This window comes from Velazquezella soli, assembly GCF_977018685.1.
Window position 1 is genome coordinate 3,188,773 of sequence record NZ_CDRNXF010000004.1, and the last position, 16,904, is coordinate 3,205,676.

Consider the following 16,904-nt stretch of genomic DNA (forward strand, 5'->3'; position numbering starts at 1 on the left):
AAGGTGTCATCTCTTTTTCCACCGGTTCGCGGTTACCGACCGGTAAATGACGCCCCATTCCGAGACGACTGCCTGGGTAAGCTGTGAACCGTTCCGATGGTCGGTTGTCTTGCCGCAAAGTTTGACTATGGTCTCGCCTCCTATCCAACGAGGACTTGCATGGCCGTCGAAAACCGCCTTCTCGCCGCCGTGATCGCCGCGGAAATCAACGCCCGCCCGGACCAGGCCATTGCCGCAATCGGGCTTCTGGACGAAGGCGCAACCGTGCCCTTCATCGCGCGCTACCGAAAGGAAGTGACCGGCGGACTGGATGACACCCAGTTGCGCAACCTTGCCGAACGGCTGATCTATCTTCGCGAACTGGAAGCACGCCGCGCATCGATCGTCGATTCGATCAAAGGCCAGGACAAGCTGACCGACGAGCTTGCGGCCAAGATCGGCAAGGCGGTGACCAAGGCCGAACTCGAAGACCTCTATCTTCCCTTCAAGCCCAAACGCCGCACCCGCGCCGAAATCGCCCGCGAGCGCGGTCTTGGTCCGCTGGCCGATGCGATCTGGGCCGACCGCACGCTCGATCCGGCCAAGCTAGCCGAGACATTCGTCAAGGGTGAAGTGACCGACGTGAAGGTTGCGCTGGATGGCGCGCGCGATATCGTCGCCGAAGCATTCTCGGAAAATGCCGACCTGTTGAAGCGGCTGCGCCAGCACATGCGCGACGGTGCTGTGCTGAAAGCCCGCGTGGTTGCCGGCAAGCAGGAGGCCGGCGCCAAGTTCTCCGACTATTTCGAGCATACGGAGCGCTGGGCCACCACGCCGGGACACCGTGCGCTTGCCATGCTGCGCGGCTGGAACGAGGAATTCCTGACGCTGACGATCGAAGTGGATGCCGACGACACCTCGCCGATCAAGCCGGCGCAGCGGATCATCGCGCTCGCCTTCCACATCAGCGACAAGGGTGCCGCCGACCGCTGGCTGATGGAGGTTGCCGGCTGGACGTGGCGGGTGAAGCTCTCCGTCTCGCTCTCGCTCGACCTGATGCGGGAAATGCGTGAACGCGCAGAGCAGGAGGCGATCCATGTGTTTGCCCGCAATCTGAAAGACCTGCTGCTGGCCGCTCCCGCCGGTTCGCGCGCGACGATGGGCCTCGATCCGGGCATCCGCACCGGCGTCAAGGTGGCGATCGTCGATGCCACGGGCAAGCTTCTCGAAACCACCACCGTCTACCCCTTCCCGCCCCGCAACGATGTGCGCGGCACCCAGGCGGAACTCGCAAGACTGATCGCCAAGCACAGAATAGAACTGATCTCGATCGGCAACGGCACCGGCAGCCGCGAAACGGAAAAGCTGGTGGCCGACATGCTGGCGAACCTGCCGGGCAACAAACCGACCAAGGTGATCGTGTCTGAGGCCGGCGCTTCGATCTATTCGGCATCCCAGGCGGCAGCAGACGAGTTCCCCGGTCTCGACGTGTCGCTGCGCGGTGCCGTGTCGATTGCCCGAAGGCTGCAGGATCCGCTTGCCGAACTGGTCAAGATCGAGCCGAAATCGATCGGCGTTGGCCAGTACCAGCACGATGTCGATCAGAACAAGCTGTCGCGTTCGCTCGAAGCCGTTGTGGAAGATGCCGTGAATGCCGTCGGCGTCGATCTCAATATGGCATCGGCACCGCTTCTGTCGCGCGTGTCGGGCCTCAGCAAATCGATTGCCGAGGCGATCGTCGCCCATCGCGACCAGAACGGTGCCTTTACCACGCGCCGGGAGCTCCTGAAGGTCGCAAGGCTCGGCAACCGCACGTTCGAACAGGCGGCCGGGTTCCTGCGCATCGTCAACGGCAAAGAGCCGCTCGATGCGTCTTCCGTGCATCCGGAAGCCTATGGTGTCGCGAAGAAGATCGTCGCCGCCTGCGGCCGCGACCTGCGCTCTCTGATGGGTGACAGCGCAGCGCTCAAATCCGTCGATCCGCGCCAGTTCATCGACGAAACGTTCGGTCTGCCGACGATCAAGGACATTATCGCGGAACTGGAAAAGCCCGGTCGCGATCCGCGTCCGAGCTTCAAGACCGCGACCTTTGCCGACGGGATCGACGAGATCACCGACCTCAAGCCCGGCATGCAGCTGGAAGGCACCGTCACCAACGTGGCGGCGTTCGGCGCCTTCGTCGATATCGGCGTGCATCAGGACGGGCTGGTTCATGTCTCCCAGCTGGCGGACAAGTTCGTGAAGGACCCGCATGAGGTGGTGAAGGCCGGCGACGTGGTGAAGGTGCGCGTTGTCGAGGTGGATGTGAAGCGCAAACGCATCGCGCTCAGCATGCGCAAGGACGGCGGCGAAGCCCCGCCTCCGGGCCCCCGCGGCGGTGATCGCGACAAGCCCGTCAATCCGAAGTTTGCAAAGACCGACAGCGAGCCATCTCAGGGCGCGTTCGGTGCAGCGCTTGCCGAAGCTATGAAGCGCCGCTGAGCCTGCGACGCCCTGGATAACCTCGAAAGCACTCCGTTGAGCACTGGCTCGACGGAGCTACTTCCAGTTGCGTTTTTTTGCGCTTGCAGTTGAATTGAAAGACGGTAGATTTTGATGATCAGCAAGGCATCCATCGTGTTCAGGAAGTGGGTCCATGACCTTGTCCCTTCACAGACTGCTTTCCAAGATCATCAGAAATGGCACTCTCATCGTCCGCGGCTCGGGCGGGGAAACCTATTACGGCAGCGGCGGCGGACGGACCGTTGCAATCCGCTTTACCGATGAAGCGGCTGAAAAGGCGCTGGTTTCCGACCCGCAACTGCAGCTCGGCGAACTCTATATGGACGGCCGGATCATCGTCGAACAGGGCGACATTTACGAGTTCCTGGCGCTCATCAAGGACAACACGCTGAAGGAAGGACTGACCTTCCAGATCCTCATGCGCAGCCTTGGCAGAATAATCGCATCGCAGTTTCGCAATCGTGTCCCGATCAACCACAACCGCCGCAACGTCGCCCACCATTACGACCTCGACGAACGGCTGTTCGCGTTGTTTCTGGACGAGGACTGGCAATATTCCTGCGCCTATTTCAACCCGCCCGGTATTTCGCTGGATGAGGCCCAGATCGCCAAGAAGCGTCATATCGTGGCAAAGCTTCTGGCAGAACCCGGGCACAAAGCCCTGGAGATCGGCTCCGGATGGGGCGGCATGGCGATGTATCTGGCGGAATCGTCCGGCGTCGACGTAACCGGCATCACGCTTTCCACCGAACAGCTGAAGATTTCCAAAGAGCGTGCGGCACGACGCGGGCTTGCGGGCAGTGTGCGCTTCGAGCTGCAGGACTATTATCACCTTCCCGCCGACCAGCGCTACAACCGGATCGTTTCGGTGGGCATGTTCGAGCATGTGGGACGGCTGAACTACCGAAAGTTCTTCAACAAGGTCACCGACGTGCTGTCCGACGACGGCGTGATGGTGCTGCACTCGATCGGCCAGCCCTACCCGGCGGTCTATAACAATCCCTGGATGGACAAATACATCTTTCCGGGTGGCTACATTCCCTCGCTTTCAGAAGTTCTGCCGGCGATCGAGAAAGCGGGACTTCTGGTTTCCGACATCGAGATCCTGCCGATGCACTACGCGCATACGCTGCGGCACTGGCGCGAGCGCTTCATGGCGAACCGGGACAAGGCAATCGCGCTCTATGACGAACGCTTCGCGAGAATGTGGGAGTTCTATCTGGCCGCGTCGGAAATGGCCTTCACGCATGAGGCCTTTCACATTTTCCAGATCCAGATCGTCAAGAAGCGGACGGCCGTACCGGACAATCGCGACTATATCTATAAGCGGGAGGCCGAGCTCTACGCATTCGAACAGGGCCGCATGCCGCTCGAGCAGATTGCAGGTTGAGGCTGGACGCGCTGAGCGGGGTCTATGGGGAAGATCATAGGCTGGAAGAGACGGCTCGCGGCGGGTCGCACCACCCTGTCCGGATCGTCCCGCTTGACGATTTCCACCACGGGGGGCATGACATCGGCTATGACCGAGAAACCAAATTCCGATGCTTTCGGCGGCCGCGTCTCAGACGCTCCATCCGACAATTTCGTCTATCAGGTGCTGCCGCGCGCCGCCTGGCCCTACGCGCAGCTGGCGCGCTGGGACCGGCCGATCGGCTGGCAGTTGCTGATGTGGCCGTGTTTCTGGTCGGCAGCCCTTGCCGCCAATGCCGCGGTGGACGAGGGGCTGTTCCAGCCCTGGCAGCTGATCTCGCATCTGGTGCTGTTCTTCATCGGTGCCGTGGCGATGCGCGGCGCCGGCTGCACCTATAACGACCTGATCGACCACGAAATTGACAATGAGGTGGCGCGCACCCGCTCGCGGCCACTTCCCTCCGGCCGGGTCTCCCGCTTCGAGGCGAAGGTGTTTCTGGCGGTTCAGGCGCTGGTCGGCCTGATCGTGCTGTTGCAGTTCAATACGTTTTCCATCCTTCTCGGCATTGCGTCGCTTCTGGTCGTCGCGATCTATCCGTTTGCCAAGCGGTTTACCGACTGGCCGCAGTTCTTTCTGGGACTGGCGTTTTCCTGGGGTGCGCTGATGGGCTGGGCCGGCGTGTTCGGGAGCCTTTCCTGGGCGCCGATATGGCTTTATGCGGCAGCCGTTGCCTGGACGATCGGTTACGACACGATCTATGCCCATCAGGACAAGGAGGACGACGCTCTGGTTGGCGTGCGCTCCACGGCAAGACTGTTCGGGGACAATACCAAGGCCTGGCTGATCGGGCTTTACGGTCTGACGCTGGTGTTTCTGCTGTTTTCCTACATTGCCGGCGATGCGGGTTTCTTCGCCTATGTCGGATTGATCGCCGCGACCGTCATGCTCGCCTGGCAGATCCTGATCATCGATATCGACAATCCCGACCAGTGTCTCAAACTGTTCAAGTTCAATACACAAGTCGGCGCCGTCCTGTTCGGCGGACTGATTTTGGGCCTTATATTGTAAACATGGAAAAGCCCGGCTGTTCGGCCGGGCTTCGCACTTTCGCGGGCGGTGGTTCTTAAGAGTACGTCTCTTAACGCCGCGCGATGATTTCCTTGCCTTCGATCTTCATGATAACACCGAGGCTGCCGGTTGCGCGGCGCACCAGGAAACGCGGGCGGCGCTCTGCGAAATAGGAATGGCGGCGGCGCGGCTTGGTCGTGGCGGTGCGAATGTCGCCGAGGTGGTTTTCCAGCGGACGGGCAATGCCATCGGCTTCGACCATCAGCATCGGAATGCGGAACGCATCCGACCAGCTGCGCCAGTCTGCAGCGATATCGCAGAGATCGTGGGCGACGAGAAGCGGGATGCAGAGATCCGGATCATCGTGATGCAGTTCAAGCGTGACAGTGACGTCGCCATCGCCATGATCGATGGCGCGGGCGGCCACACCCTTGAAGGCGCGGGCCGGGAGAGCGAAGGAAAGCGGCAGACCGCTTTCCGGCAGGATCTTGCGCAGAACAGCTCCGCGCTCGTCGATGGTGATTGTTACATCTCCTGACGTCTCGTTCATCGCATAGGTGACCTGCTGCGGAAAACGTGACGGATCGATCCTCAATGTCGACCCTGCCCAGACGGGCTTCAGAACGGTATTCGTCATCGGTTGTGCTACCCTTGTTTTACCTGAGAGCCGTTTCCGGTGTTTCCGGCTGCGTATCTCTGCGGGACTTATGTCCTCTGATAGGCTCACAATAAGCGGGCGCTGTTCGAGACTGCTTAAAAATCGCGGTTAAGGAAAACCTGCCGTTTTGAATGGTTAGCGAAACCGCATATGCTTTAAGTTTCCGAAGGATGAACGGGATCAAGTGTGTGCCCCATCGGGACGGATCAGACCCGCACAGTGAGACGGTCGATCTCGGTATGGGAAAACACCTCTATTCCCGCGGAGATAAGCAGCGCCGCGGTGACGCCGTTGCCGGCGTGCTTTCTCCCGGAAAACGACCCGTCATAGATCAGGCCCGAGCCGCAGGACGGGCTGCCGTCGATCAGCAGCGCATGGGTGCAACCGTTTTCCCTGGCAAAATCCAGCGCCCGGCGGGCACCGGCCACAAACTCCGCCGTCACGTCGCTGCCGGTGATTTCGAGCACGCGGGCGCGGCCGGCAAGCACGTCCTCGCCCGTCATGCCATTCTCGATCTCGGCTGGCGGACGCGGCACGCTCATGCCGCCCGCGAGCTCCGGACAGATCGTCACCAGACGCCCCTCCTCCCGCCACCGCTCGATCGCCGGATGAACGAGCGGCTTGCCCGTGCCATCATAACGGACGGCATGGCCGAGAAGGCAGGCGCTGATGAGGATCTTTTGTCGTGTCATGCGGATGGATCGAGATGCCGGAGGGCGTCGCTCTTTTCGTGCAGGATGCGGATGATTTCGACCGATCCGTCCGGAACGACTGCGTAGAATACGAGGTGATGTCCGGCTCGGCGCCGGCGATAGGAATGGCGGATCCCAGACAGGTTCTGCCCCGACAGCGGATGCTCCGCTATCAGCTCGATCACGTCCATGATGTCATCGATATATCGTTCTGCCTGCTTGGCCGACCAGATGCTTCGGGTATATTTGCCGATATCGTGCAGGTCGACCTTAGCCGTTCTACGTATCCGGACATCAACCACGTTCTTGCCAGGACTTTTTTATCGATGCCATGAGCGCATCGCGATCGAAAACCTCAGCCGGACCGCTGTTTTCGCCCTCGATCAGAAGCGCGCGCAGCTTTCCATATTTGGCGTGGTCTTTCTCGAGCAGGCGCAAGCCGGCTTCGATGACGGCCTGGGGCGAGGCGAAACGGCCGCTTTCCACTTCGTTTTCGACGAAGTCTGCGAAGGGTTCGCCGAGGGTGATCTGCACGGGCTTGTTCATGGGCTTTGTCCTATCGGCTCCACGCTATGAAGATAGCACGGAGCCGATGGAGAACAAAGGTTAGGACACGATGCGGGAGAAGTCCGCAACGGTGGCTGTCGCCTCGCGGATCGCCTTCAGGAGAGCGAGGCGGTTGGCGCGGATCGCTGCATCCTCGTCATTGACGAGAACATCCCCGAAGAACGTATCGACCGGGACGCGGAGCTTCGACAGGGCTTCCATGGCCGAGCGGAAATCTTCCTTGGCAACCGCGTCGGAGGCTTCCTTCGAGGCTTGCGAAATCGCCGCCCAGAGCGCCTTTTCGGCATCGAGCGTCAGGAGAGCTTCCGAAACGCCATCGGCAACGACGGTGCCCTTCTTCTCCTCGGCGGCCAACAGCTGGGTGGCGCGCTTGGTGCCGGCGAGCAGGTTCTTTCCGTCCTCGGAGGTGATGAAGGCCGTCAGCGCTTCGGCACGACGGGCGACCAGCAGCAGATCGTCAGCATCCGGCGTCAGTACCGCATCGATGATGTCATGACGGGCGCCGAGGTCGCGCAGATAGACTTTGAGGCGGTCGTGGAAGAAGGAGAGGAGGTCTGCATCCTTGGTGACCGCAAGCAACGGCAACCGCACCTTCCGCTCGAGCAAAATACGCACGACACCCAGCGCTGCACGGCGCAGCGCATAGGGGTCCTTGGAGCCTGTCGGCTTTTCGTCGATGGCCCAGAAGCCGACGAGCGTGTCGAGCTTGTCGGCGAGTGCGAGCGTCAGGCCGACCTTGTCTTCCGGCAGGCGGTCGGAGGGGCCGTTCGGCTTCCAGTGGTCTTCGATGGCGGCGGCAACCGATGCGTCTTCGCCCTGCAGCAGCGCATAGCGGCGGCCCATCAGGCCCTGCAGTTCCGGGAATTCGCCGACGGCTTCGGTGCGCAGGTCCGCCTTGGCGAGCACGGCGGCACGATCGACCAGAACCGGATCGGCGCCGGTGATCGGTGCCAGTTCCTTTGCCAGTGCGCGGATGCGGGTGACGCGTTCACCCTGGCTGCCGAGCTTGGCGTGGAAGGTGACGTTGAGCGCATCGAGCTTTGCCATGCGCTGGTCGAGCGGCTTCTTGAGATCGAGGCCGAATTTTTGGGCCGAGGCTTCGAGTGTCGCGAGATCCGGCAGGTCGCCCTGGTCGCGGGTCCAGAAATGGCGGGCGTCGGAGAGGCGCGCGCGCACGACCTTGCCGTTGCCGTGAACGATTTCCTTGCCGCCATCCTTGGCCTCGATATTCGAGATGAGGATGAAGTGGTTGGACAGGCTGCCATCGTCAGCACCCTGACGACGGGTGACGAAGCATTTCTGGTTTGTCTTGATGGTGAGACGGATGATCTCGGCCGGGATTTCCAGATAGTCTTGCTCGAACGTGCCGAGCAGAACATGCGGCCATTCGACGAGGCCGGAGACTTCCTCCAGCAGGCCTTCGTCCTCGACGAGGTCGAGACCGTTGGCAAACGCGATGTCGCGGGCATCGTGCAGGATCATGTCCTTGCGGCGATCCGCATCGAGCATGACCTTCGCCTTTTCGAGGTTCGACACATAGTCGTCGAAGCGGCGCACGGTTATGGCCTCAGGCGCATGGAAGCGGTGGCCATAGGTGACATTGCCTGCGGTGATGCCGTCGATCTGGAACGGAATGACCTTGGTTTCTTCATGCTCGGTGCCGAACATGCAGACGATCGATTGCAGCGGGCGCACCCAGCGCAGGCTTTCAGACCCCTTGCCCTCGATACCGCCGAAGCTTGCGCCCTTCGGCATGGAGGCGGCACCCCAGCGCATGGATTTCGGCCAGGGGAAGGAGCGAATGATGCCGGGCATAACAGCTTCGATGATCTCTTCCGCCGCACGGCCGGACTTGGAGACGACGGCCACGTAGAAATCGCCCTTTTTCGGATCGCTGGCGACTTGGGCTTGCGCAATATCGGTGAGGCCGGCCTTGCGCAGGAAGCCGGCGATTGCCTGTTCCGGTGCCTTGGTGGATGGGCCCTTGATCTCCTCGCGCTGATCGGCCGAGCGCGCATTGAGGCCGCGGATATCCAGCGTGAGGCGCCGCGGCGTCCAGTATTCGCGAACGCCCTCATAGGTCAGGCCCGCATCCACCAGCGCATCGGTAACGAGTTTCCTCAGATCGCCGGCAGCCTTGCGCTGCATGCGGGCCGGAATTTCCTCGGAGCGGAGTTCTAGGAGCAGATCGGGCATGGTTTCATGTCTTTGCGCTGGAAAATAACGTCGCGGCGGACTTAGCAAGCCCGCCGGCAAAAGTCATCACTTGGGTTGGTGAAAGTCTGTCGATGCTTAGGCAGCACTCATGACGGGGATCGCCGCGATCTCATCCTTCTTTGCCGCAATCTCGATCTTCAGGTCGTAGCTGATCTGCAGGTTCATCCAGAATTCGGGCGTCGTATTGAAGAAGCGCGCGAGCCTGAGGGCCGTATCTGGCGTCACTGCCGTCTGCTCTGCGGCCAGGCGCTCAATCCGTGTGCGGGGAACGTTGAGTTTCTTAGACAGCGCACTGGCGCTCATCCGCAAGGGAACGAGATATTCCTCGCGGAGGATTTCACCCGGATGCACCGGTGGAAGGACACTTGCCATGACTGTTCTCCCTCAATGATAATCGACGATCTAGACCTGTTCGGCGCCGCCATCCGACCACGTAAAGCACACGCGCCACTGATCGTTGATGCGGATCGAATGCTGGCCCGAGCGATCTCCCCTCAAGGCTTCCAGGTGATTACCCGGTGGCGAGCGAAGGTCGATGAGTTCCACGGCGTTCTCGATCATGGTCAGCTTTCGAACAGCGCGCCGCGCGATATCCGACGGAAATCCTTTCGGCAGTTTGCCGTTGGCAACCGCTTCGGTCATCGCATTGCCGAAGGATCGTATCACGTCGCAGACCTTTCTGTATCATGCCATGATACAATCATCAACGGGTCGCGCTTACCAGCCGCCTCCCCCGCCTCCACCGCCGCCGCCACCCGAGGAGCCGCCGGTGAAGAAGCCTGAGGATGAGGAGGATGTGGGTTGTGGCAGGGTCGAGGATATGGTCGAGGCCATGGAGGAGGAGAAGCCGCCGATGCGGTCTCCGAAACTGTTGAAGCCGCCGCCGTGATACCAGGCGGCGGTGTAGGCGGCGCCGAGACCGGCTGCCGCAAGCCAGGTGTCGAATGCCTGGCTCCACGGCTTCTCGACGCCGAGCGCTACTGCATAGGGCAAAAGCTTTTCGAAATGCTGCGGCGACATTTCCGGTGCGCCGGCCATGTTCATGCGGTCCTTCTCGGCGACGGTCAGATACAGGCGCAGGCCTTCGATCCCGTCCATCAGCTTGGCGCCGATCGGTGTCGGCGCGCCCATCAGGAAGAAGAACATGACGTTGGCGAGCACGATGCCGCCGACCGATACGAGCAGCGGCCAGTGATCGGTGCCGGTGAGTTCGGAGACGAGCGCCACCAGAACCGAGGAGACGATGGAGAGCGCGACGAGGCCGATAAAGCCGAGCACGACTACGGTCATGATGCGGCCAAACAGCGACGAGCCGCGCCGCAGCTTCTTGCCGAAGCCGACCGCGATGAAGCCGAAGAAGACAGCGACGAAGACCGGCACAATCAGCACGGCGACCATATCCGGATCCAGATTGCCGAACACGAGCAAGGCTATGAGAAAGATGACGCTGAGGCCGATGCCGCCGAGCACATAGCCCCAGTTGGCGTTGTAATATTTGCCGCGATGTTCGCGTTCGATCGCCTGCCGGAAATTCTTTCCGACGGTCTGCACAGTGGTGCCGTTGTTCTTGTCGATGACGAAGCTTTCACCCTTGCCGCCGACTGCCGAGAGAATCACGGACTGACCGGCGGGCAGATCGCGGCCGCTCCCCTTGTCGGTGCGCCTGATGACGATCTGCTTTGAGAGATCATCGAGCACGACATAGCCCTTGACGGCAAGATCGATGGCGCTCGCCGCAAAGGCGGTCCAGCCGCCACCGGAAAAGCCCTTGTTGTCGATATAGTTGACCAGCGCCGGGGACAGGCCTTCCGGCGCATCCCAGCGCGGAACGACGATGCCGCGCGCCGGATCGCGGCCGACGCGTTTCCAGACGGCAAAATAGTAGGCCAGCACGATTAGGAGGCCGGCGCCGGCGATCAGCGTGCCCATATGGTCGCGTAGCCACCAGCTGCGTTCCTGATCCTTGGAGGGTACGGCCACGACACCTTTCGGAAAGCCGGCAAAAATCGTCAGCCCTTCCTGCGGGCCGAGCGGTCGCGTCGTCGAGAAGACAGCATTGTCACCGTTTGCCTGCATGCGGGCATTGCGGGCGGTCGAGCCGAGCGGGCCGGTGAAGGCGGCCGTCTGCTGCACCTGCCCGCCATCCGGCAGCGTGACCCTGGCCGAGGCCTGGGTGATGCGGAAATCCCAGCCGTTGCCTGTGACGTTCCAGTAGAGTTCGTCGTGATCGGTAAAGTAGCGGATCTGCCGGTCTGTTTTGTAGGTGAGCACGAATGTATGCTCGCCGTCGCGCAGAAAAACGTCCTGGTCTCCGGAATAGATGCGGATACCGCCGGCGATCGTCTCGGTGCGGTAGGGCTCATCGCGGCCATCGCGGGTGACGGAGACGATATCGAAGCCGACGCGGACCGTGCGTCCCTCAGCATCGACCATGGTCAGCGGAAAATCGCGGAAGATGCCGCGGCGGATGCGGTTACCTTCCGACGTGGCGACGATCGTCTCGGTCACCTTAAGCTCGCCATCCGGCGCGACTGCGATTTCGGAATGGTAGCTGCGGATATACTCTTCGGCAGCGGCCGGAAGCCATGCCGCGCAGACAAGCACAACAGCGAGAACAAGGCGCCGAACCATCAGCCGGCTCCTCTTTAGAATTTCACGGTGGGAACGGCGCGATCGGCTTCGTTGGTGATCTCGAAGTATTCGCGCTTGGAGAAGCCGAACTGGCCGGCAACAAGGTTGTTAGGAAAGGTTTCCACCTTGACGTTCAGTTCGCGCGCAGCACCGTTGTAATAGCGGCGCGACATCTGGACTTCGCTTTCGATGGTTTCGAGCGAGGCCTGCAGCTCGGAGAAATTCTGGTTGGCCTTGAGATCCGGATAGGCTTCCGCGAGTGCAAACAGTTTCCCGAGCGCTTGAGAAAGCATGCCTTCGGCCTGGGCACGGCCCGCGACGTCGCCGGCCGGCACCGCCTGCGCCTGGTTGCGCAGCCGCACCACCTCTTCGAACGTGCCCTTTTCGTGGGCCGCGTAGCCCTTGACGGTCTCGATCAGGTTGGGGATCAGATCGGCGCGACGCTTCAGCTGCACGTCGATGCCGGACCAGGCTTCCTCGGCCATCTGTCGCGCCTTGACGAGGCCGTTATAGATGACGACGAGATAGACAGCCACGAGGGCAAGAATGCCGAGCGCGATATACATGACGAGAACTCCCCCGGATAACAATAGCCGGGCGGAGACTAAGTCGGGTTCAGTGAATTGTCACTGGAAATCGGTGGGTTAGCCCGGAAACGCTCTAGGCAGCTTCCCGGCCGAGTTTGGCGCCGCCGGCATCCGTCAGCAGGAAGGCTTCGCCGCAGGCCTTGGCCAGTGTGCGCACCCGCAGGATATAGCTCTGGCGTTCGGTGACCGAAATCACGCCGCGGGCATCCAGCAGGTTGAACACGTGGGATGCCTTGATGCACTGGTCATAGGCCGGGAAGACGCATTTGTGCAGCATCTGGTTCGCCTGATCCCTCGGCGCGCCGAAAGCGAGCAGCGCCTGGCATTCCTTTTCGGCATCGATGAAGTGACGGTGCAGCATTTCGGTGTTGGCGAATTCGAAGTTGTGGCGGGAATATTCCTGCTCTGCCTGCAGGAAGACATCGCCGTAGGAGATCTTCTCTTCGCCTTCGCGGCCGTTGAAATTCAGGTCATAGACGTTGTCGACGCCCTGGACATACATGGCCAGCCGCTCGAGACCGTAGGTCAGTTCGCCGGCGACCGGCGAGCATTCGATGCCGCAGACCTGTTGGAAGTATGTGAACTGCGAGACTTCCATGCCGTCGCACCAGCATTCCCAGCCGAGACCCCAGGCGCCGAGCGTCGGGCTTTCCCAGTCGTCCTCGACAAAGCGCACATCGTGCAGAAGCGGATCAAGACCGATCGCGGCCAGCGAGCCGAGATAGAGTTCCTGCAGGTTGGACGGGTTCGGCTTCAGGATGACCTGATACTGGTAATAGTGCTGCAACCGGTTGGGATTTTCGCCGTAGCGACCATCGGACGGGCGACGCGAGGGCTGCACATAGGCAGCTTTCCAAGGCTTCGGACCAAGCGCGCGCAGCGTTGTGGCCGGATGGAACGTGCCGGCACCGACTTCCATGTCGTATGGCTGCAGGACCGCACATCCCTTGTCAGCCCAATAGGCATGCAAGGTCAGGATCAGCGCTTGGAACGAGCGCTTCGGGTTCATGTGATCTGGCAGGGTCGTGGCGGTCATGGGACTGGTCGCTATTTGCTTATTTCCGGTGGCGTCAGGTGCCACGGGCGGGACTGGGGGTCAAGAGTTTTGCGGCATTCGCCCGCCTGCGGCCGCCGTTGCGAACCGCGACATCGCCGGGCCAAACGTCACTTGATCAATCGCAATTCACGCAGGGGCAGGTCACCTATGGTTCAAAGCACCGTTCGGATAAATCTCTGATTTTATTGCCAAGTATAGAACGACCCAGACCGGACCGGGCGTCGGAACGTTTCATTTTTCTTAAGTAAACTATGCTAAATTTCAACAAATCCGCACAATAGGACGATTGAAATGGTAACAATTCGTACCAAGATGATCTTTACGAGCCTTGCGATGTTCGTGCTTGCGGGCGGTGCTGCCGGAGCCGGGATTTGGGGTTCGACGACGCTGACGAACAATGTCGATACCGTCGCGCGCACCGCCGAGATTTTGCGCAATCATATGCAGGCCGACATGATGCACGACGCCCTGCGCGCCGATGTTCTTTCGGCTCTGATGGCGCGCAATGCACAAGGCGAGATCTCCACCGCTGACGTCACCTCGGATCTGAAAGAGCATGTCGAGTCGTTCCGCAAGGCAATCGACGACAACAAGGCTCTGGTGACCGATCCCGAGATACAGGCTGTTCTTAAAAACCTGGATACGCCTCTGCGCGGTTACATCGACAATGCCAGCGCCATTGTCGCGCAGGCAGCGAGCCACCCGGATCAAGCACTGTTGTCGCTGCCTGCATTCCAGCAGCAATTCTCGATCCTCGAAACCGCCATGGAAAAAGCAGGCGATAGCATCTCGTCGCTGTCCGACGGCGTCAAGCTCAACAGCGACCGGCTGGCGGTTCTGATCGACACGATCCTCAAGACTGTGCTGGCCGCAACGGCCGTATCTGCGCTTGTCCTGCTGTTCGTATCGCGAAAGACCATCATTCAGCCGATCCGCTTTCTTGCAGGCGACATGCAGAAGCTGGTCGGAGGCAACACGGCGCTGTCCATCACGGGGATCAATCGCACCGACGAAATCGGCGAGATGGCGACGGCTGTCGAGGTGTTCCGGCAGGCAGCGATTACCAACAAGCGACTGGAAGCGGAGGCGATTGCCGCGCGGGAGCGCAACGAAGCCGATCGCATCCGGGTGACCAGGGAAGCAGAAGCGGCAGCCCGCGTGATGCTGCACGAGGCAACCTCCAGCCTGGCGGGCGGGCTGCGAAAGCTCGCGGCAGGCGATCTCAGCTTTCATCTCTCGGACGCTTTCGCACCTGATTTTGAAGCGCTGCGGCACGACCTGAACACAGCCGTACACCAGCTTGACCAGACGCTGACCACCGTCGCACAGGCGGCAGGCTCTATCGACACCGGCACCCGCGAAATCAGCATCAGTTCGGACGACCTGTCGAAACGCACGGAACAGCAGGCCGCCTCGCTTGAAGAAACCGCTGCGGCGCTCGACCAGATCACCATCAATGTCGCCAACGCCTCCAAGCGCGCCGACGAAGCCCGCGCGATCGCGATCCAGGCCAATGCCAGCGCCACCCAGTCCGGCATCGTCGTTGCCAGTGCGGTCGATGCGATGCAGCGGATTGAGGAGTCCTCGGGACAGATCTCCAGCATCATCGGCGTCATCGACGAGATCGCCTTTCAGACCAACCTTTTGGCGCTCAATGCGGGCGTCGAGGCCGCACGCGCCGGTGAGGCCGGCAAGGGCTTTGCGGTGGTCGCACAGGAAGTCCGCGAGCTGGCGCAGCGCTCTGCTCGGGCCGCCAAGGAGATCAAGGAACTGATCCGGAATTCGACGACAGAGGTCGAGAGCGGTGTGAAACTGGTGCGGGAAACCGGCGGCTCCCTGAAGGTGATCGGCGACTACATCATCACCATCAACCAGCATATGGACGCGATCGCAACGTCGTCGCGCGAGCAGTCGGTCGGTCTTGCCGAGGTCAATACAGCCGTCAACCAGATGGACCAGGTGACGCAGCGCAATGCAGCGATGGTGGAGGAAACCAGCGCCGCCAGCGCCTCATTGGCCACCGAAAGCCACCGCCTGCACGAACTGATCTCACAGTTCACACTCGGCCGGCCCGCTGCCACAAAGCATGACAAGACACGCCGGGCTGCCTGATCATCGGAGCCAGGAACTACCAACGCAAAAGCAGCGCCCGGGAACGGACGCTGCTTTTTTTGTATGTGGAGCGCCAACCTCCCTCATTCCTGTGCTTGTCAGGGAAGAGAGGGAGGCGTGGGCGCCGGAATGAACGAGAGCGCGAGAAGAGGATGGAGCAACGTGGCAAGCGGGTGACGCGGCCATGAGCGCGATATCAAAGTCTATGTCTTCAAACCGTATCGACAGCGACTATCCGCCGGCGACAGCCCGATCAGACGTCGTCGTCGCGCTTGACCCGGTATTCGCCCGTCACCGGATCCTTTTCCAGCGTTCCCATGGCGCCGGTGCGTTGCTGCTCTTCCTCACGGCGCGTGCGGGCCGTCAGTTTTTCGGCGTCCTTGATGAAGCGCTTGTAGAGCATCCATCCGCCGCCGATCAGCAGGGCCAGAAGTATGAGCTGAGCCATTTCCCGTCGAAACCTTATAAGGCGGGCATATCAGAGCCCGAAGCGGCTCCACATTGCCCGTTCTTCCAGGCCTTCGGCAAGACCTGCCGTGGCGCCTGAGGCAATTTCCCCCAGATTGGCGGATCCTAGCGCAACGCCCGGCACCCGGCGACCGAACAGGGTCCGCGTGCCGCCGATCAGCTCCAGCTTGGCATCCTTGCCGAAACGGCGCTTAATCACATCGCGCATCTCGCCCAGCCCATCGATGAGGCCGAGTTCGAGGCCACGGGTGCCAGTCCAGAAGAGCCCGGAGAAAATCGTGCTATCTTCGCCAAGCCGCGACCCGCGGCGCGATTTCACCATGTCGATGAAGACCTTGTGGATCTCGAGCTGCAGCGTCTTCAGGTACTCGATGTCGCCTTCCTTTTCCGGCTGGAAAGGATCGAGAATCACCTTGTTTTCGCCGGCCGTATAGACGCGGCGTTCGACGCCGATCTTCTTCAGCATTTCCGGGAAGCCGAAACCACCAGACACGACGCCGATCGAGCCGACGATCGAGGTCGGATCGGCAAAGATTTCGTCGCCGGCAAGGGCAATCATGTAGCCGCCGGACGCTGCCACATCTTCCACGAAGATCAGAACCTTCTTGTCCTTTTCCTCGGCGAGCGCCCGGATGCGCTGGTAGATCAGGCGCGACTGGACAGGCGAGCCGCCCGGCGAATTGATGGAGATGGCAACGACCGGCGCATCCTTCTTTGCGAAGGCCTTTTCCAGCATCGGCGCCACGGTTGCGATGTTGAGCGTCTGCTTGAACTGGCTGCCGCCCGCCATGATCGTGCCATGCAGTCGGACCACCGGGATCGACAAACCGGTCTTGCGGAAACGTTTTGGCAGCAGGCGATTCAAGAAGCTCATCATCCATCCTGTTCAAGCATCTATCGGAAGCCTGGATGTATGTTCTCGAAGGGCGAACACAATGGCTGAGCCTCTAAAAAC

Annotated in this window: 16 protein-coding genes; 4 read left to right on the plus strand and 12 right to left on the minus strand. The window is 61.0% G+C overall.

The features are described 5' to 3' along the window. Positions 1-159: 159 nt before the first annotated feature. The 3 genes from AC0JZ8_RS19130 to ubiA all read left to right on the plus strand — a co-directional run bounded on the left by AC0JZ8_RS19130 (position 160) and on the right by ubiA (position 4,960). Positions 160-2,460: a Tex family protein gene (locus AC0JZ8_RS19130; protein WP_471893207.1), complete on the plus strand. Its 2,301-nt coding sequence runs from the start codon at positions 160-162 to the stop codon at positions 2,458-2,460. 154 nt (positions 2,461-2,614) lie between these two features. Beyond that, on the plus strand, positions 2,615-3,871 hold the full coding sequence (locus tag AC0JZ8_RS19135; protein ID WP_471893208.1) for a class I SAM-dependent methyltransferase: 1,257 nt from the start codon (positions 2,615-2,617) through the stop codon (positions 3,869-3,871). A 129-nt stretch (positions 3,872-4,000) separates the two neighbouring features. Continuing rightward, a complete protein-coding gene (gene ubiA / locus AC0JZ8_RS19140; protein ID WP_471893209.1) occupies positions 4,001-4,960 on the plus strand; it encodes a 4-hydroxybenzoate octaprenyltransferase in 960 nt (319 codons plus the stop codon). 70 nt (positions 4,961-5,030) lie between these two features. On the opposite strand, the gene AC0JZ8_RS19145 is transcribed toward ubiA, so the two are convergent. The 10 genes from AC0JZ8_RS19145 to AC0JZ8_RS19190 form a co-directional block, all read right to left on the minus strand. After that, on the minus strand, positions 5,031-5,597 hold the full coding sequence (locus AC0JZ8_RS19145; RefSeq protein ID WP_471893210.1) for a DUF6101 family protein: 567 nt from the start codon (positions 5,595-5,597) through the stop codon (positions 5,031-5,033). A gap of 227 nt (positions 5,598-5,824) precedes the next feature. Next, positions 5,825-6,310, minus strand: a complete 486-nt coding sequence (locus AC0JZ8_RS19150; protein WP_471893211.1) for a 2-thiouracil desulfurase family protein — start codon at positions 6,308-6,310, stop codon at positions 5,825-5,827. Continuing rightward, positions 6,307-6,612 (minus strand): type II toxin-antitoxin system RelE/ParE family toxin, encoded by a 306-nt coding sequence (locus tag AC0JZ8_RS19155; protein ID WP_092661418.1) that lies wholly within the window; start codon positions 6,610-6,612, stop codon positions 6,307-6,309. Before AC0JZ8_RS19155 ends, AC0JZ8_RS19150 begins: the two co-directional genes overlap by 4 nt. Continuing rightward, on the minus strand, positions 6,605-6,856 hold the full coding sequence (locus AC0JZ8_RS19160; RefSeq protein WP_471893212.1) for a type II toxin-antitoxin system ParD family antitoxin: 252 nt from the start codon (positions 6,854-6,856) through the stop codon (positions 6,605-6,607). The genes AC0JZ8_RS19155 and AC0JZ8_RS19160 overlap by 8 nt, the downstream gene beginning before the upstream one ends. A gap of 60 nt (positions 6,857-6,916) precedes the next feature. Beyond that, the gene (gene glyS, locus AC0JZ8_RS19165) at positions 6,917-9,073 is read right to left on the minus strand and encodes a glycine--tRNA ligase subunit beta (protein WP_471893213.1); all 2,157 of its coding nucleotides are present in this window, start codon (positions 9,071-9,073) and stop codon (positions 6,917-6,919) included. 96 nt (positions 9,074-9,169) lie between these two features. Continuing rightward, positions 9,170-9,466, minus strand: a complete 297-nt coding sequence (locus AC0JZ8_RS19170) for a HigA family addiction module antitoxin (protein WP_062579372.1) — start codon at positions 9,464-9,466, stop codon at positions 9,170-9,172. Between the two features lie 30 nt (positions 9,467-9,496). Then, entirely contained in the window at positions 9,497-9,760 is a 264-nt protein-coding gene (locus AC0JZ8_RS19175; protein ID WP_192076508.1) for a type II toxin-antitoxin system RelE/ParE family toxin, read from the minus strand. Positions 9,761-9,811: 51 nt separating this feature from the next. Then, positions 9,812-11,725, minus strand: coding sequence for a DUF2207 domain-containing protein (locus AC0JZ8_RS19180; RefSeq protein ID WP_471893214.1), 1,914 nt, complete (start codon positions 11,723-11,725; stop codon positions 9,812-9,814). Positions 11,726-11,739: 14 nt separating this feature from the next. After that, a complete protein-coding gene (locus tag AC0JZ8_RS19185) occupies positions 11,740-12,291 on the minus strand; it encodes a LemA family protein (RefSeq protein WP_113109574.1) in 552 nt (183 codons plus the stop codon). Positions 12,292-12,385: 94 nt separating this feature from the next. Further along, positions 12,386-13,321, minus strand: a complete 936-nt coding sequence (locus AC0JZ8_RS19190) for a glycine--tRNA ligase subunit alpha (RefSeq protein WP_192087167.1) — start codon at positions 13,319-13,321, stop codon at positions 12,386-12,388. Positions 13,322-13,660: 339 nt separating this feature from the next. Here AC0JZ8_RS19190 and AC0JZ8_RS19195 point away from each other — a divergent pair, with 339 nt between their 5' ends. Next, on the plus strand, positions 13,661-15,481 hold the full coding sequence (locus AC0JZ8_RS19195; protein WP_471893215.1) for a methyl-accepting chemotaxis protein: 1,821 nt from the start codon (positions 13,661-13,663) through the stop codon (positions 15,479-15,481). A 253-nt stretch (positions 15,482-15,734) separates the two neighbouring features. Here the strand turns inward: AC0JZ8_RS19195 and AC0JZ8_RS19200 are convergent, their stop codons facing one another. Continuing rightward, positions 15,735-15,929 carry a hypothetical protein gene (locus tag AC0JZ8_RS19200; protein WP_184653991.1) on the minus strand — a complete coding sequence of 65 codons (195 nt, stop codon included), beginning with the start codon at positions 15,927-15,929 and terminating at the stop codon, positions 15,735-15,737. Positions 15,930-15,959: 30 nt separating this feature from the next. After that, positions 15,960-16,826, minus strand: a complete 867-nt coding sequence (locus tag AC0JZ8_RS19205; protein WP_471893216.1) for a S49 family peptidase — start codon at positions 16,824-16,826, stop codon at positions 15,960-15,962. Positions 16,827-16,904 lie beyond the last annotated feature (78 nt).

Coding starts and splice junctions, on each gene's coding strand:
- ubiA (WP_471893209.1), top strand. CDS start 4,001: ATGACCGAGAAACCAAATTCCGATGCTTTCGGCGGCCGCGTCTCAGAC.
- AC0JZ8_RS19160 (WP_471893212.1), bottom strand. CDS start 6,856: ATGAACAAGCCCGTGCAGATCACCCTCGGCGAACCCTTCGCAGACTTC.
- glyS (WP_471893213.1), bottom strand. CDS start 9,073: ATGCCCGATCTGCTCCTAGAACTCCGCTCCGAGGAAATTCCGGCCCGC.
- AC0JZ8_RS19170 (WP_062579372.1), bottom strand. CDS start 9,466: ATGGCAAGTGTCCTTCCACCGGTGCATCCGGGTGAAATCCTCCGCGAG.
- AC0JZ8_RS19195 (WP_471893215.1), top strand. CDS start 13,661: ATGGTAACAATTCGTACCAAGATGATCTTTACGAGCCTTGCGATGTTC.
- AC0JZ8_RS19190 (WP_192087167.1), bottom strand. CDS start 13,321: ATGAACCCGAAGCGCTCGTTCCAAGCGCTGATCCTGACCTTGCATGCC.
- AC0JZ8_RS19200 (WP_184653991.1), bottom strand. CDS start 15,929: ATGGCTCAGCTCATACTTCTGGCCCTGCTGATCGGCGGCGGATGGATG.
- AC0JZ8_RS19180 (WP_471893214.1), bottom strand. CDS start 11,725: ATGGTTCGGCGCCTTGTTCTCGCTGTTGTGCTTGTCTGCGCGGCATGG.
- AC0JZ8_RS19150 (WP_471893211.1), bottom strand. CDS start 6,310: ATGACACGACAAAAGATCCTCATCAGCGCCTGCCTTCTCGGCCATGCC.
- AC0JZ8_RS19135 (WP_471893208.1), top strand. CDS start 2,615: ATGACCTTGTCCCTTCACAGACTGCTTTCCAAGATCATCAGAAATGGC.
- AC0JZ8_RS19130 (WP_471893207.1), top strand. CDS start 160: ATGGCCGTCGAAAACCGCCTTCTCGCCGCCGTGATCGCCGCGGAAATC.
- AC0JZ8_RS19205 (WP_471893216.1), bottom strand. CDS start 16,826: ATGATGAGCTTCTTGAATCGCCTGCTGCCAAAACGTTTCCGCAAGACC.
- AC0JZ8_RS19145 (WP_471893210.1), bottom strand. CDS start 5,597: ATGACGAATACCGTTCTGAAGCCCGTCTGGGCAGGGTCGACATTGAGG.
- AC0JZ8_RS19185 (WP_113109574.1), bottom strand. CDS start 12,291: ATGTATATCGCGCTCGGCATTCTTGCCCTCGTGGCTGTCTATCTCGTC.